Annotated in this window: 12 protein-coding genes; 6 read left to right on the forward strand and 6 right to left on the reverse strand. The window is 31.0% G+C overall.

The genetic code is table 11. The annotated features are described in order from the left end of the window. Positions 1-44: 44 nt before the first annotated feature. The 3 genes from bsdE14_RS01765 (at position 45) to bsdE14_RS01775 (ending at position 4201) form a co-directional block, all read left to right on the forward strand. Positions 45-878: a YihY/virulence factor BrkB family protein gene (locus bsdE14_RS01765; RefSeq protein WP_264848208.1), complete on the forward strand. Its 834-nt coding sequence runs from the start codon at positions 45-47 to the stop codon at positions 876-878. A gap of 117 nt (positions 879-995) precedes the next feature. Further along, positions 996-2219 carry a CapA family protein gene (locus bsdE14_RS01770; protein WP_264848209.1) on the forward strand — a complete coding sequence of 408 codons (1224 nt, stop codon included), beginning with the start codon at positions 996-998 and terminating at the stop codon, positions 2217-2219. Between the two features lie 416 nt (positions 2220-2635). Continuing rightward, positions 2636-4201 carry a M4 family metallopeptidase gene (locus bsdE14_RS01775; protein WP_264848210.1) on the forward strand — a complete coding sequence of 522 codons (1566 nt, stop codon included), beginning with the start codon at positions 2636-2638 and terminating at the stop codon, positions 4199-4201. 183 nt (positions 4202-4384) lie between these two features. Here bsdE14_RS01775 and bsdE14_RS01780 read toward each other — a convergent pair whose 3' ends face one another. Continuing rightward, positions 4385-6250 (reverse strand): amino acid permease, encoded by a 1866-nt coding sequence (locus bsdE14_RS01780; protein ID WP_264848211.1) that lies wholly within the window; start codon positions 6248-6250, stop codon positions 4385-4387. A 260-nt stretch (positions 6251-6510) separates the two neighbouring features. Between bsdE14_RS01780 and bsdE14_RS01785 the strand changes: the two genes are divergently transcribed. From bsdE14_RS01785 to bsdE14_RS01795, 3 genes are read left to right on the forward strand one after another with little or no spacing between them, the layout of a single operon-like run. After that, positions 6511-7134, forward strand: coding sequence for a hypothetical protein (locus bsdE14_RS01785; RefSeq protein WP_264848212.1), 624 nt, complete (start codon positions 6511-6513; stop codon positions 7132-7134). A 42-nt stretch (positions 7135-7176) separates the two neighbouring features. Next, positions 7177-7878, forward strand: a complete 702-nt coding sequence (locus bsdE14_RS01790) for a response regulator transcription factor (protein ID WP_264848213.1) — start codon at positions 7177-7179, stop codon at positions 7876-7878. Next, a complete protein-coding gene (locus bsdE14_RS01795; RefSeq protein ID WP_264848214.1) occupies positions 7868-9802 on the forward strand; it encodes a sensor histidine kinase in 1935 nt (644 codons plus the stop codon). Before bsdE14_RS01790 ends, bsdE14_RS01795 begins: the two co-directional genes overlap by 11 nt. Positions 9803-9851: 49 nt before the next feature. Here bsdE14_RS01795 and bsdE14_RS01800 read toward each other — a convergent pair whose 3' ends face one another. From bsdE14_RS01800 to bsdE14_RS01820, 5 genes are all read right to left on the reverse strand, one after another. Further along, entirely contained in the window at positions 9852-11891 is a 2040-nt protein-coding gene (locus bsdE14_RS01800; protein ID WP_264848215.1) for a methyl-accepting chemotaxis protein, read from the reverse strand. A 294-nt stretch (positions 11892-12185) separates the two neighbouring features. After that, positions 12186-13850, reverse strand: a complete 1665-nt coding sequence (locus tag bsdE14_RS01805) for a ribonuclease J (protein ID WP_264848216.1) — start codon at positions 13848-13850, stop codon at positions 12186-12188. A 155-nt stretch (positions 13851-14005) separates the two neighbouring features. Next, positions 14006-14188 carry a hypothetical protein gene (locus bsdE14_RS01810; RefSeq protein WP_264848217.1) on the reverse strand — a complete coding sequence of 61 codons (183 nt, stop codon included), beginning with the start codon at positions 14186-14188 and terminating at the stop codon, positions 14006-14008. Between the two features lie 121 nt (positions 14189-14309). Next, positions 14310-16175 (reverse strand): FtsX-like permease family protein, encoded by a 1866-nt coding sequence (locus bsdE14_RS01815; RefSeq protein WP_264848218.1) that lies wholly within the window; start codon positions 16173-16175, stop codon positions 14310-14312. Then, positions 16150-16920, reverse strand: a complete 771-nt coding sequence (locus bsdE14_RS01820; protein ID WP_309298107.1) for an ABC transporter ATP-binding protein — start codon at positions 16918-16920, stop codon at positions 16150-16152. Before bsdE14_RS01820 ends, bsdE14_RS01815 begins: the two co-directional genes overlap by 26 nt. Positions 16921-16932 lie beyond the last annotated feature (12 nt).

The raw sequence follows: 16932 nt of genomic DNA on the forward strand, positions 1-16932 counted from the left end.
AGTTACTACTTATATAATAATTAGAAAGGCTTTAAATAATAAGAATGAAAAATCTTATCCTTGATTTAATACAGAGATTTAATAAAGATGATGTTCCTGCACTTGCTTATCAGCTAGCGTATAAGCTCGTGCTGTCTTTTTTCCCATTTATAATTTTCCTAATGACTATTATAGGATACACATCTTTAAATAAATTAGAAATATTGATTGGACTTAGCAACCTAATACCGCAGGAAATATATAACCTAATAAAATACACTGTTATTGAGCTAAATAATGCTAAAAGCGGTTCGATTTTATCTTTAAGCTTAATCTTTACCCTTTGGTCAGCATCTTCTGGTTTTAATGGAGTAATTAAGGGAATAAATAAAGCCTATGGAGTAAAAGAAAGCCGTTCTTATATAAAGGTTAGAGTGATTTCACTTTTATGTACTTTAGGCATGGTATTTGTTATTATCATTATGGGTATACTGCTTGTACTTGGAAATGTTATTTGGCGTGCTCTAACATATAACTTTAGTATTCTAGCAAAACTAACATCCTTATGGCTATTACTAAGATACACAATAGTAGTATTTACAGCTATTTTTATTTTTACAGCACTTTATACCTATGCTCCAAGTAAAAGATTAAACTTTTGGGAAGCCATACCAGGTTCATTATTTTCTACTTTAGGACTTGCTTCAGTATCTATCGCCTTTTCCTTCTATGTAAATAACTTTGGCAGGTATTCAGTAGTGTATGGAAGTATAGGTGCTGTACTTATTCTTCTATTATGGCTCTTTTTCGTTTCAAATATCATAATTCTCGGCGGTGAATTAAACGCCTCACTAGTCTCTCTACATACTGTAACAAAAGGTAATGATTTAAATTTATAAAACTTAGTTAGTTTAAATTTTAATACTCCTTCTTGTACTTATTTATTTTAATAGTACATAAAATAAACTAGGATTTAATTATCCTAGTTTATTTTTTACGTAGAGGAGAGTAAAGTAATGAAAAAGAGAAAAGGCCTTTATATTTTGTTACTCGTATCAATTATTGTTTTTACAGGATTGTACTACTTTTCCATAAACACTTCATTCCAAAGCAATTTAATTTCCAAACTAAAAGTACCTAAACTTAATAGTTCATCTTCATTGTCATCTACAACTCTGGCAAAAGGAAATGAAAATAGTGCTAAAACCTTGAATACTATTTCTCAAGTTAGTATAATTTCAGCTGGTGACATACTCTTCCACATGCCTGAAGTTGTTTCTGCAAAAGTTAATGGTACTTATGACTTTAAGCCAATGTTTTCTGAGGTAAAAGATATTATTTCTTCTAAAGATATTTCCATTGCTAATTTCGAGACAACTATAAATCCTAAAAAAGAATTAAGCGGATATCCCTCCTTCAATACTCCTGTACAAGCTTTAGATGCATTAAAATATACTGGCTTTCAAATACTCTTAAATGACCATAACCACAGTTTAGATACTGGAATCGATGGACTTAGAAGTACAAATAACCTATTAAAACAATATGGCTTTAAAGTTCTTGGTTCTGGCGAACCAAACGAAGATAAAAGTGTTATTGTAGAAAAAAATAATATTAAGATAGGAATGCTTTCATATACATATGGGACAAACTATGGAATTCAATATAAAGACATGATTAATTATATTGATGAAAATAAAATCAAGAATGAAATAGAAAAAATCAAACCAAAATGCGACTTTCTAATAGTATTTTTACACCTTGGCACAGAGTATGTAAGAAGTGTAGAGCCATTTCAAGCTGATATAGTTAATAAGACTGCTCAGTTTGGAGCAGATGCCATACTATGCAGTCACCCTCATGTATCAAAAAAAACTGAAATGCTAAATGTAAATGGTAGAAAAGTCTTGGTAAACTATTCAATGGGTAATTTTATTTCCAATCAAAATGATAAATATACAGATATGGGGTCTATGGAAAGTATGTTAATTGAAAAAAGGGGTAATATAACTAAACTTAAATATGCTGAAACAATACCAGTTTATAGACTTAGATACTCAGCTGATAATAAAACCATTTATAAAACTATACCTTATAACGATGTAACTAAGTTCAAAAATATTTTAGGACAAGATACTTTGTCATACATTTCCACGGTTTCAAAAGAGCTCTCATTTCAATATTATGATTTTTATACTGAATATGCTTCTAAAAGAATCTATATTTTAGAAACTCAATAAAAAATTATTAAGTTTAAACAATATGCTTCATATTTGCAGCATATTGTTTTTTTGCTCATAATTACTAGCATTATAAGGTTCATAAGCAAAGTAAATGACTAATATATTTATTGCTTTACTCTATATATCTATTATTTTTCAGAAGACACATTAAACTATTAAAAAATATCATACTAAATTCCATTCAAACTCAATGTAAATTTATGCATACAAAAATAGTTTATTTTTCTTATAAAGTAACTTAATTTATTTACATAACATTTTAGTTTTTATTTTTACCGCACAAACACTGCGATATTAAATTATTTTAAAAAATCGAACGAAAATATTTGACAAATATATGCCTTACACTTTAAACTATAAATAAGACCTGGTGCATATTTAATCAAAATTAAAATTTGCGGAGGTGTTTATTAATGAAAAAAATCTTATCTTTTGTTACTGCTGTTTCAGTGGTTTCTATGCTCATCTCATCACCTGTGGCTTACGCAGCGCAAAATCAAGCACCAGATTTTGCAAACGGAAGTCTTTCAGGCAAACTAACCAAAGACATCAATGGCGTTTACAAGTACTTTAATGACAACAAAGCACAATTTGGGGTTGATAGTGCAGAAAATGAATTCACTAAACTATCTTCCAATGATGACTTTTTGGGATTTACTCACATTAAGACTCAACAAATGGTTAATGGCATTCCAGTTTACGGAAGCGAATACATTATTCACTTCAATAAAGATGGACAAGTTTATGCTGCAAATGGCAAATATAATCCATCAGCAAAAAAAGCTAAAGTAGACAAATCTAAATTAATAACTCCAGCTAAAGCAAGTCTAATTGCTCTATCCAAATTCAATTTTGACTCCTTAGAAATGACACCAACAGCAAAACTCTATCTTTATAATGTTAACAATGAATATGTTCCTGTATACGAAGTAAGAGTAAACTTCCTATCTCCAGCTCCAGGTGACTGGCATGTATTTGTAAATGCTGTAGATGGTACTATTGTTAACCAGTATAATACAATATCAAGTGCTGCTGTTACATTGACCGGAACCGGAGTACTAGGTGATACCAAAACTTTAAATGGTACATCTGCTACAGTTACTACCAAAAACAAAGGACAAACTACAACGACTACTCAGTATCAATTAGTAGATAATACAAGACCAGCATCAATTACAACCTACACAGCTAACAATGGAACTTCTCTACCTGGTTCAGTTGTATATTCACTTACTACCTTTATTAATGACAAAGCAGCTGTAGATGCACATGCATATGCTGGTATGGTTTACGACTTTTATAAAGTTAAATTCAATAGAAATGGTTTAGATAACAAAAATATGGCAATGAAATCAACAGTTCACTATTCAAGAAGCTATAATAATGCTTTTTGGAATGGAACTCAAATGGTTTATGGAGATGGTGATGGAGTAACCTTCATACCTCTTTCAGGAGCTTTAGATGTAGTTGGTCATGAAATGACACATGCTGTAGACTCTAATTCAGCTAACCTAATTTATCAAAACCAATCAGGAGCATTAAATGAATCCTTCTCAGATGTTTTTGGTACTCTTATAGAATTTGATAAGCAGCCAACAAAAGCTGACTGGCTAGTTGGAGAAGATGTTTATACTCCTAATAAAGCTGGCGACGGATTAAGAGATATGTCTAACCCAGCAGCAACTGGAGACCCAGATAATATGAGCAAATACGTTAACACAACTTCTGACAACGGTGGAGTTCATACTAATTCCGGAATACCAAATAAAGCCTTTTACTTAACAGCTTCCAATGCAAATGTTGGTAACGATAAAGCAGCACAAATATATTATAGAGCTTTAACCACATATTTAACTTCATCAGCAACCTTCCATGACGCTAGAGTAGCTTTAGTACAAGCTGCTACAGATCTTTATGGTGCTTCTAGTGCTGAAGTTAATGCAGTAAACACTGCTTGGAGTACTGTAGGAGTTAACTAATTATATGAGTTTTATTTAATAAACAGTTTTAAACTAAAAATATCTTCTATATTTGCGGGTCTATTTAGACCCGCATTTTATATATAAAGCAACTTTTTTTCATATGTCTAAGCACTTATATTTGTTTCCAATTTACTTATAAAAACAAGCACAGTTTTACACTATGCTTGTTTTTATAAATTACTATTTTCTTATAGCATCCTTATCATCCTTTAGCCTTAGTGGGATAGTTGCTATAACAATATGTTTATGCTTTAAAAGCTCTGTACTAATGAAAATACTAGTATGATTGTGTAATAACTTATGCCACCAATCTTTAACAGAAAATTGTGGTATAACAACTGTAATAATATCTCCCTTTTTAAGATCATATTCTTCTGACTGGATAAATTCTAACAGCGGACTTACAACTTTTCTATAAGGAGAACTTCTAATAATCAAAGGAATATCTGTATTCAGTAATGCCCACTTTTTCTCTATTTTTTCTTTTTCTTCATCATCCATAACTATATTAAAAGCCGCGATGCTGTCTGAAATTGTTTTTGCATATCTTAATGCTCTAATACTTGCCTTGTTCACACTGGCAATAGGAACAATAACACGATTTCTATATATGTCTTTCTCAAAATCAACTGATGATAGTTCTTTTGACTCTATTTTTAGCTGTTTTGCAACTGCAGTATAATGGTGTCTTATCTTTAACATTATGTTTACTAATATAGGTATAATTACTATTACAACCCAAGCTCCATGGACAAACTTTGTAGCTCCTATTATTATTACTGCTACTCCGGTAACTAGCGCTCCTAAACCATTTATAAAAGCCTTATGAAGCCATCCTTTTCCTCGTTCTCTAATCCATTTCATAAACATTCCACTTTGAGATAATGTAAATGAAACAAATACGCCTACTGCATAAAGAGGAATTAAAAGATGTGTATCCCCTCTAAAAATAATTATTAGAATAGCTGCAAGCATTGAGAGAATCATAATTCCATTGGAGTAGCTTAACCTATCTCCTCTTATAGCAAACTGTCTTGGCATATACCCTTCTCTAGCTATTACTGAAAGCAGTAATGGAAATCCGGAATATGCTGTATTTGCTGCCATAGCCAAAATAATTGCTGTTGTGGCTTGAATATAGTAATACATAAAACCTTTTCCAAAAATACTTTCAGCAATTTGGGATAAAACTGTTTTTCCTTCCACTGGAACAACTCTGTATATGTTTGCCAAAACTGATATTCCACCAAAAACTATTAGCACAATAAGTGCAAGAAGCATGAGAGTAGTTTTTGCATGTTTAGTTGATGGTTCTTCAAAATTAGGCACCGCATTGCTAACAGCTTCAACGCCAGTTAAAGCTGAACATCCTGATGAAAAAGCTCTTAGCAGCAAGAATATAGTTACAGAGCTTTGAGCCGCAACTTCTGTAGCTGGTGGAGGACTTGGCACAACTCCAGTGACTCCATATTTAACCATGCCTACTATAACCATTGTTACCATTCCCAAAATAAAAGCATAAGGAGGAATACTAAAAATTTTTGCTGATTCTGTGATTCCTCTCAAATTACCAATCATAATAAATACTAATATTACTAGACAAATGAGCACCCTGTGCTTTTCTAAGATTGGAAATGCTGAAATAATTGCTGCTGTGCCTGCTGCTATACTTACTGCAACAGTCAGAGTATAATCCACAGATAAAGCCGCACCTGCAGAAATCCCTGATATTAGACCCAGGTTCTCTTTTGCTACAATGTATGCACCGCCTCCGTTAGGGTAATTCTCAATAGTTTGTCTGTATGACAAAGTTATAAGAATTAGCAGACCAATTATCGCTGATGACACTTGGAGCATGCTTCCATAAGCTAGTATTCCAACCACTGGGTACAAAACTAATAATATTTCCTCTGTGGCATACGCTACAGAGGATATTGCATCACTAGATAATATGGGAAGCCCCATAAATACACTATATTTTTCTCCACTTAAGGCTTCATTTTTTAATGGTTTACCTATTAAAAATCTTTTTAAGGAATCAAGCATAATAATAACCTCCTGCCTTCACCAAATGCATAAACTTATTATGCCCATTAGTTTTCAAAATACTTAATATCCTCTACTAGAATTCTTTACCATTAGATTTTTCAAACTCCAATAACAGTTGATTATCTATTTTTATTTATTCTTCTATAATTCATTTTCTTGAAAAAACTGTAAGAAATTCTTCATTTTTATAATAGGCAATTCGTAATAACCTTCCTATATGATAAAAATATAACTAATAACCATGGGAGGGATTTTTTATGGAAGGGGCATCCATTAACAGCAGAAAATCAAAAGCTAAAAATTCAAAAGGTGTTGGGGCAAAATATATACTCTTGATCACTACATTGCTAATAACAGCTATATCTATCTGTGCTATTAATTATTTTATTTATGTAAAAACATCACCTAAGCAAAGCTTAAGAGAAAATATATATGGTTCTATGCTTAATTCAAAAACTAGGTTAAGAGCTTATAATGAAGCTGTAAAACTTAATGGAGGCACTTCAGCAAATACTTGTGTTTATTTTATATCAGAAGTTTTACGAATAAATGGTATAAAAATTGATGATAGTATTTGTAACACAACACAGCTTTTAGGTATAATGAAAAAGGAAGGCTATAAAAAAGAAACCGATTATAAAAAATTGATGCCAGGTGATATTTGTTTTACTACAGATGAAAAAATGAATAAAAATGGCACTCCTACACATACTTACATTTTTATGGCCTGGAAAGAAGCTGGAAAGTATGATTACGCATATATATGCGATAACCAATCCAAGGACTATGGTGGAAAACTTTATCACCTGAGAAATATCACCAAATCAGAAACTATAAACGGGAATGCAAAAGAGCCCTTTAGTTTCTTTATGTATAAATAATAATCTTATTAATGGCAGAAGCCAAATTAAAGGGGTATGAAAATGAGCACTTATAATGTACTTGTTGTGGATGATGAAAAAGAAATCAGAGATGCTATAGAAGTGTATCTTAGGAGCACAGAAAATGTAAATATTATTAAAGCTGCAGATGGATTAGAAGCCTTGGATGCGCTAGAAAACACTGAAATTCATGTTATAATTTTAGATGTTATGATGCCAAAGCTTGATGGAATTAGAACCTGTATGAAAATAAGAGAAAAAAGGAATATTCCAATAATAATGCTATCCGCTAAAAGTGAAGATACAGATAAAATTTTAGGTCTTAATATAGGAGCTGATGATTATATTACTAAACCTTTTAATCCATTAGAGCTTGTCGCAAGAGTAAAATCTCAGCTTAGAAGATATGTAGACTGGGGACATACTTCAAAGATAGCAAATTCAAATGAAATAGCAATCGATGAATTGGTTATTAATAAAGATAGCCATATTGTAACCCTAGATGGTACTGAAATAAAGCTAACGCCAATTGAATACGATATTTTATTACTTTTAGCTGAAAATCGAGGAAGGGTATTCTCTTCTGAAGCAATTTATGAAGGTGTTTGGCACGAGCCAGCTTTTAGACCAGAAAATACCGTATCTGTACACATTAGAAGACTTCGTAAAAAGATTGAAATCAATCCAAAGGACCCTAGATTTGTAAAGGTTATATGGGGGGTAGGCTATAAAATTGAAAAATAGAGTTATTGACAATCCTTACATACAAAATTTTTTAGAAAAAAGCCTATTTATTATTATTTTAGTATTAATATTGGCTACAGCAAAAATATCCTCTGCCATAACTGCCATAAATAGTTCTAACGGTAGTATCAATTCAATGAAAAGTCAGATAGCTTATTCTAATAATAAGCTGGACGATTTAAAAAAATATGAAAGTTCCATGAAAAATACCAGCTGGATCACCTACGATATGTGGATGAAAGGCTGTGCAAGTATAAGCAATATTTATATATACGATACTACAAATAAATTAAAACTTTTATCTGAAAAACCACAAGACCAGCTAGATAAATTTAGTAAAGACTTTAAAATAGAGACAGCTGGCAATACATATAATAACGTGGTTAAATTTATTATTATAGATAAAAGTAAGGGAACTTTTATAACCAATGATATTGCAAACTTTGATTATATAAAGGCTAACTTAAAAACTTTTTCAGCTGAAAATGGTGATTTATTCAATTATGTCTCAAATAAAGGAAAATGGTATAATATATCCTATAATTCAGATAGTGCACCTGCAAATAGGTATAATAGCAATTATCAACTAATTAATTCTACTAATTTTGTAGAAGCATACTGGTTTCCAAAAGATTATAATTATTCAAAAGATGATGATGCTCTATTAAACGGCATGCTTGATGAAGCAAAAAAGGATTTTACAACCTCTAATGATGCAAGTAACAAATATATAGAAGAACTACAAAAAAATATATTTGATTATAAAATATCAATAGTTTTTTATTCCATAATTATACTAATACTTTTAACCTCAATATATTTCCTAGGAAAAGAAAGAATTATAAGAGCATTAAGGTATAACTTTGTAACCAACTCCATTAGAGCTATTAATAACTGGTTTGAAAGAAGAGGCAGCTTATTTAAGATTAGTGTATTTATTATTTTTACTTCGTTGTCACTATTTATGATTGTAGGTGTATTGATATTTTATCATAGCATTAATTCTAGTTCTTTGCTTATTGCAAGTACCATTGTTCTATTATATTCAATTGTTATTTTCCCTAAAATTATTAGTTATTCAAGGTATATTGATGATATTATTAGAGGTATATCTAAAATAACCAGTGGTGAACTAGAATATGTTATAGACGAAAGCGGAGACAAAGCCCTTTCATCTCTTGCACATAATATTAATAAACTTAATAAAGGCTTTAAGGTATCAATTGAAGAACAAATCAAAAATGAAAAACTTAAGAGCGAACTGGTAGCAAATGTATCCCATGACTTAAAAACGCCACTTACTTCAATAATAAACTATACAGATATATTACTAAGAGAAGATATTTCAGAAGAGGAAAAAGAAGAGTTTTTAAAGATAATCAACAAAAAAGGCTTGAAACTTAAAAGCTTAATAGATGATTTATTTGAAATATCAAAAATAACTAGTGGTAAGGTTGAGTTAAACAAACACAGTGTAGATGTAGTTGAACTCATTGGCCAATCCATAGCTGAGTATTCTGATACAGAACTTTATTTCGACAAACATTTGTCCTTTGTTTTCAAAACTTTTACTAGCAAGATTGAAATGGACTTAGACGGAAGCAAAATGTCTAGAGTTTTTGAAAACCTCATAACCAATGCATTAAAATATTCTTTAAATGAAACAAGGGTTCATGTGGAAATTGAAGAGGTGAAAAAAGGTATTAAAATATCCTTTAAAAATATATCCTCCTCCCCTCTTGATTTTGATAAAGAAGAAATATTAGAGAGATTTGTTAGAGGAGATAGATCAAGAAATTCAGATATAGATGGAAATGGATTAGGTTTAGCAATTGCCAAAAGCATAGTTGAACTCCACGGAGGGATAATGTATCTTGATTTTGATGGAGATTTATTTAAATGTATAATTGAACTTTATTATTAAAAAGGCGAGTTCTAAGGAACTCGCTTTTAATTAATTACTTTTATAAATATTATAGTTTAAATCTAGAAATTATATCTTGAAGTTTAATAGCCATATCTGTTAAGTTTTCTGCTGCATTTGAAACTTCATTCATTAATGAGGTCTGCTCTTCAGAGGCTGCAGCCACGTTTTGAGTATTTGCCAAGGAATCCCTTGATAAGGAAGCTATATTTTCTACATAACCATTCAATATTTCAGCACTCTTAGAAATTTCATTTATAATTTCTGAAACGCTATCGACTTCTCCTGATACTATGTCAACTGCAGAAGATATCTCTTCAAATGACTTTCTAGCATTTTCAACCATTATTTTGCCAGTGCTAACCGCTTCAGTACCTACATTCATAACGCTAACTGCTTCAGTTATTTCTCCCTGTATTTCATCTATTAAGGTACTTATATGTCCAGCTGCTTCAGCTGACTGCTCGGCAAGCTTTTTAACTTCATCTGCTACTACTGCAAAGCCTTTTCCATGCTCTCCAGCTCTCGCAGCTTCAATAGCGGCATTTAATGCAAGCAAATTAGTTTGTCCAGAAATCGTTGTAATCATAGAAATTATTTGGCCAATTTCTGTTGATTTTTTACCAAGTAGGTTTACTACTTCTGTAGACCTTATAACCTTGTTATTAATTTCATTCATCTGTTCCATTGCTTTAGCTACAACTTTTTTACCTTCACCTGATCGTTTCGAAGCTAAAGATGATGCATCTGATACTCCCTCAAAAGTTTCTGCTATTTTCTCAAAATTCTTTGAAATTTCCATTACCTTATTTGCTGTATCTTCTGTAATTCCTGACTGCTTCTCTGAATATTCAGCCATCTCCTGAGCAGAAACTGCGATTTGCTCTGCCGCAGTGTGGGTTTGCTCTGCACTGGCGGTTAATTCCTCAGAAGTTGCAACAATTTGCTCTAGACTTTCACTTACGTTTAACACTACCCCTTTTAAAGCCTCTGACATATTATTTAAATTTACAGTCATTTTCCCTAACTCATCTTCTGATCTGGCTTTTATAGAGCGGGTCAAATCACCACTTGCAATATATGCTGATAGTTCATTTACTTCTCCAACATGCTTATTTATGTATGAGCTATAAAGTACTACAATAATGACTAAGCATATTAAAGCAATAATTCCTACAGCTGAAAGTATATACAATAAATTATTTATCGGCTGATAAAGTTCGCTATAAGGAATCCTTAAAGCTAGTATCCAATTTGTACCTGTAATAGACTTGTAATATACTAATTGTTTACCATTATCCTCATAGCTGTTAGTACCATTTTTGCTTTCAATCATTGTTTTTCCTAGACTTGCTAAACTAGTATTTTTTTCGTCTGTAATTTTAACCTTAGTCAATTTTGAAGCATCAGCCCCCGCAATATACGTTCCATTAGAACTAATAAGCATTGCACTGCCTGATTTTCCAATTTTTATATCGCTAACTGCAGCTTGTAGACTTTTTAAATCTACATCACCAGTAATTACTCCTAAAAAGTTCTTTTGTTCATCAAAAAATGGAACTGATTCAGTCATAAAGGTGGTCTTTGAAGTATCGTCATAATAAGGATCTGTCCAATATATTTTATTATTGGCTTTAGCTGCTTTATAATAATCTTGACCTAGATAATTATATTCAGCAGTCATATAGTCTTCTGTATAAACAGTTTTGTCACCATCTTTATACACATATGGTCCAAATAGCCCCATATTATTATATTTACCTGGTTCATACCATACTCCCACCCCATAAGTATCGGAATTTAACAGTGCGGTATCTCCTAATATCTGTTTATACTGTTCTTTAGTTAAATTTGTTCCTGCTGCTGCCATTACCTTTGCAACACTCTCCGTTACTTTGCTGTGATTTTTCAGCCTATCTTCAATTGAAATTGAAGAACTCTGGGCTGCATAATCCATTTTTCCTTTAATTTCAGTATCAATTATTAATTTCCCAGCCATATAACTTACTACAGTGATAATTAATAAAACGACAAACGTGAATGGTATTAATGCTAATATTGTTCTCATCTTAATGCTTTTTATTTTCATAGCGTACAGACACCCCCTCAAATAGTTAAAATAATTTAGCTATGTACTTTATTAAAGTTAAGATATATTAATATTATCGAAGCTTTTACATAAAAATTTATATTTTTACGAAAGATTAATTTATAAAAATTCAATTTTCTGTATTTTCTCATAACATGGAAATAATCCTATATATTAACTCACACAATATAAATTTAAACCATTTGAATAAATATTATGATATTATCGATAAAACATTAAATAAAAATACTGCAAACAACTTATTTCTATGTTATTCGCAGTATTTTTACATTTTTATATTTCCATTATAATTGGTATAATACTAGGTCTTCTTTTTGTTTTTTCATATAAATACTTTTCTAGTGCCTTTTTCATATTTGCCTTCAGTAAATACCATTCAATAATTTGGTTTTCTAAGCAGTTTTCTAATTCCTTTCTTGCAATTTCCTTTGCTTCATTAATTAGCTCCTCAGATTCCTTTGCATACACAAACCCTCTTGTTATTATATCTGGTCCTGCAATAATACTATAGGTTTCCTTTTCAATAGTTGCTACAATTGTAAGCATGCCATCCTGAGCTAAATTCTTTCTATCTCTTAATACAATATTGCCTACATCTCCAACTCCTATTCCATCAACATATACTGAACCACAGCGAACTCTTCCTGAAATTGCTGCACTCTTATCTGATAATTCTAGAACCTGACCTGTTTCTAAGGTAAAAATATCATCTTTATTCATACCAATATTCATTGCCAGCTCTGCATGTTTCTTCAAATGTCTATATTCTCCGTGTACTGGCATAAAGAATTTAGGGTGAACTAGGGTATGAATCAATTTTAGTTCTTCTCTATAAGCATGCCCTGAAACGTGTACTTCTTCAATGTCCTCATAAATTACATCTGCACCTTTTTTAAATAATTCATTAATGACCTTGGAGATTAATTTTTCATTTCCTGGTATTGGTGACGCTGATATTATAAACAAATCTTTGGGCTCAACTTTAACTTTCCTATGAGTAGAAAAAGCTATTCTTGCAAGAGATGCAACAGGTTCACCTTGGCTACCTGTTGTTATTATTGTTATTTGATTATTTGTGTACCTGCTTATTTCATCTGCACTTATTAAATACCCTTCAGGTATGTGCAGATATCCGAGTTCTATGGCCATTTTGGAGATATCCTCCATGCTTCTTCCTACAAAAGTTACTTTTCTACCATACTTCACAGAGGAATTTACTATCTGCTGCATTCTATGAATATTTGATGCAAAAGTAGCTACAATAACCCTACCATCCGCTTTTGAAAAAATTCTATTAAAGGTTTCTCCTATAGATCTTTCGGACATTGTGTAACCTGATCGTTCTACATTTGTACTATCTGCCATAAGAAGCAGAACTCCTTTTTTCCCTAAAGTGGATATTCTTTCTAAGTCCATAAGCTTTCCATCAATAGGTGTATAATCAACTTTAAAATCGCCAGTATGTAGTACTATCCCTACAGGCGTATGTATAGCAATACTGCAAGAATCAGCAATACTATGTGTATTTCTAATAAACTCAACACTAATATTCTGCAGCTTCACTACCTCACCTGGCTCAACACTGTACAATTCACAATCATTAGCTATACCATGTTCTACCAATTTATTTTTTACTATTGCTAATGCTAATTTTGTTCCAAATACAGGAACATTCAATTGCTTTAAGATATAAGGTAATGAACCAATATGATCTTCATGTCCATGAGTAATAAAAAAGCCTTTAACCCTCTCTGAATTCTCCAACAAATACGCTATATCTGGTATAACTAAATCTACACCATACATTTCTTCATCTGGAAAAGACACTCCACAATCAATTACAATAATCTCATTCTTGTACTCTATAGCTGTTATATTTTTCCCAATTTCTCCGAGGCCACCTAAAGGAATGATTCTTACATTATCTGTATTTGCCATATAAATTTCTCCTTTTTAAAATAATATCTTTTTATATTTTGCACATTATAAATGTATTAATTCTAAATTTTATTTTTTTCTTCATAGATTTATTTTTATACTGCTAAAAAAGTAAAAAAAAACTAACTCTGCTTTTACTAGAGCTAGTAATTAACTTATTTTGATGTAATCCTACTAATTTTATCTGCTTCAATTAATTCGCTTTTACTGAAGCCTTTTCTAAAATATCTAATTTGTTTATACTTAACCCCGTTCATTTCAAAATCTAGTACATCTATTCTATCTCCACTATATATCACTGGCTCTTTTTCACCTTTAAAAAACACATGTACTTCCACTTTATTCACTCCTTGAATCTATGCTGTAGTTAATATATAGATAATATATTTTATTTTACCTTCCTAATAGCTTAATTTCAACCCTAATCTTATATAAAATCTTCATTGAACTATTTATTAGTTATGACAAACCTTTTTTAACCTCTAAAAGGTAGCTTTTTCTTACTATATAAAAATATATAATTTGTGCTGCCATCATAACTCCAATTAATTGCAATGCAGGTATAGTTATTGCTATATCAAAAGCATATTTTAACGAACTAATAGCAAAGAAAAAATGTATAACAGCAATCAGATATGGAAGTAAGAATAATACTCCTATTTCAATGTTTAATATTTTCTTTATTTCTTTATAAGTCAAGCCTATTTTATTTAACTGCTTATATTTAGTTTTATCCTCTATAACATCCATATAGCACTTATTATATAAGAAGCTTCCAGTTGTAGCAAAGAAAATAAGTCCAATAAAAATCGCACTGAATAGAATTACACCATAACCTATCTTAGTGCTCTCTAATATGTGAGCTTTTAAAAAATTAGTGTAAGTTTTATTTCCATCATCGCTGCCGAATTTATTATAGTAATTATTGCATATATCTAAAGTTTCCATGTAATTCTCTACATTGATTTCATTAAAATAGCACCTTTCACCTTTTACCTTTTTATAAATATCATCTTTTACTATAAATACGTCTCCATAAAATGCTGGAAGTATTCCTTTGCTGCTCCTTTCACCTACTTTTAATTGAATATTATCAAATATAATATTTTTTCTGTTATATTCAATTAAGGATGATGCTATTATTGTATCATTGTCATTAAGTGCCACAGTACTTAAGTTTAACAATGTTGCTAGCTTCTTATAGCTTGACTCTTTTATAATAACTACTTCATCTTTTCCACCCTTAGGAATAACATATTTAAACTCTTCATTAATCTTATTGTAAGTCAAGCCTTTGCCTTTCAGTGAGTTTTCTATAAAATCTGATTTTAAATCAACTCTGTCTTTATTGTTATAAACATCAGAATAGAAAAAAGCATGTGGGAAATCTCTATCTATTTGGTGCTCCTTATCACGCCAGTAGGCATATACTGAACCTATTGCTGTAAGTGCAACTGTTGAAGTTATAGTAATTAGAAAGAACATTCTGGTATTATCTTTTATTCTGTACAGTAAATTCGATACCCATAGTACTGTAGTTTTCTTCATATATAGCTTTCTATTCTTCTTCATTAGTTTAATTATAAATACACTTAATTGAGAAAATAACAAATAAGTAGCTACAATAACCATGGCTGTTACAGGAATTATTCTGTAAGCTATAGTGTTTTCATTAGAAGTAATTGATAAATAATATCCTGTTAAAAGTAGTGCTGCACATATAACAGCAAGAATTACTGAAGCTCTTGGTTCTGTTCTTGGTCGTTTTGTTCCTTTAAGCAGGCTTAAAACTTTATCCTCCCTAATAATAAAAGCGCAAAATACTGAACTTAGCATTCCTATGAAAATAAAAGCACTTAATGTAATTATTATAGCTTTTCCTGGAAAATAAAATTCCAATGCGTTATAACCTAAAAGCTTTCCACTGGCAGCTAAAAGTACTTTTGAAAAAATTAATCCAATGAATAAACCTGTAACTGCAGCTGCTGAACTTATAATCATATTTTCAATACGTATCATCTTTTGTAATTGCCTTTTTGAAGAACCTAAAATATATAATATTCCAAATTCTTTATATCTGCTTTTTAGAAAAACACTTATAGAATAAAATACAAACAAGCATAAAAACAAGTAAGCAATTACAGTTGTAATGTAAAGAGAATTTTTCAAGTACCTTGGCAATATATCTATTTTAAATCCTGGATGAAATATAATCATGGTATAAGAAAATAATAACGATGCAGAAATGGTGCTGCTAAAAAAATAGGCATAATATGCTTTAGCATTTCTATGCACATTTTTAGCGGCAAACTCTCTGAAATTCATTGGTTTCCCCCCCTAATAATGCAAGAACATCAATTATTTCCTGATAAAACTGCTGTCTGCTGTCCCCTCTATAAAGCTGGTTGTATATAACTCCATCTTTTATAAATAAAATTCTGCTGCAATAGCTAGCAGACACTGGATCATGAGTTACCATAATTGTAGTTACTTTTTCTTCTTTGTTTATTTTTTCAAATAATTGCATTACAGTTCTAGCTGATTTTGAATCCAAATTTCCTGTAGGTTCATCTGCTAATAGCAAAGTAGGATTATGTATTAATGCCCTTGCTATAGCGACCCTCTGACACTGACCTCCAGAAATTTCAAAAGTTCTCTTGTTTAGCAAATCCTCTATTCCAAGAATTTTAGATATTCTGTCAAGCTCTTTATCCTGTTCTCTAACCGGTACTCCGTCTAGCGTAAGAGGAAGTACAATATTCTCTCCCACAGTTAACGTGTCTAATAAATTAAAATCCTGAAATACAAAACCAAGCTCTCTTCTTCTAAAAAGAGCCAGCTCATCCCCCTTAAGTATTAGTGGATTTTTATCTTTTACTCTTATCTCTCCTGAGGTTGGTTTATCCACTGTTGAAATCATATTTAACAAGGTTGTCTTACCACTTCCTGAGGGTCCCATAATTCCAACGAATTCTCCTTCTTCTATTGCAAAGCTTATATTATTTAAAGCATTAAATAGTATTCTATTTCCATATACCTTGCTTAAATTATTTACCTCCAAAATGTTCACAATATCAACTCC

The organism is Clostridium omnivorum, assembly GCF_026012015.1.
GTDB lineage: Bacteria > Bacillota > Clostridia > Clostridiales > Clostridiaceae > Clostridium_AX > Clostridium_AX omnivorum.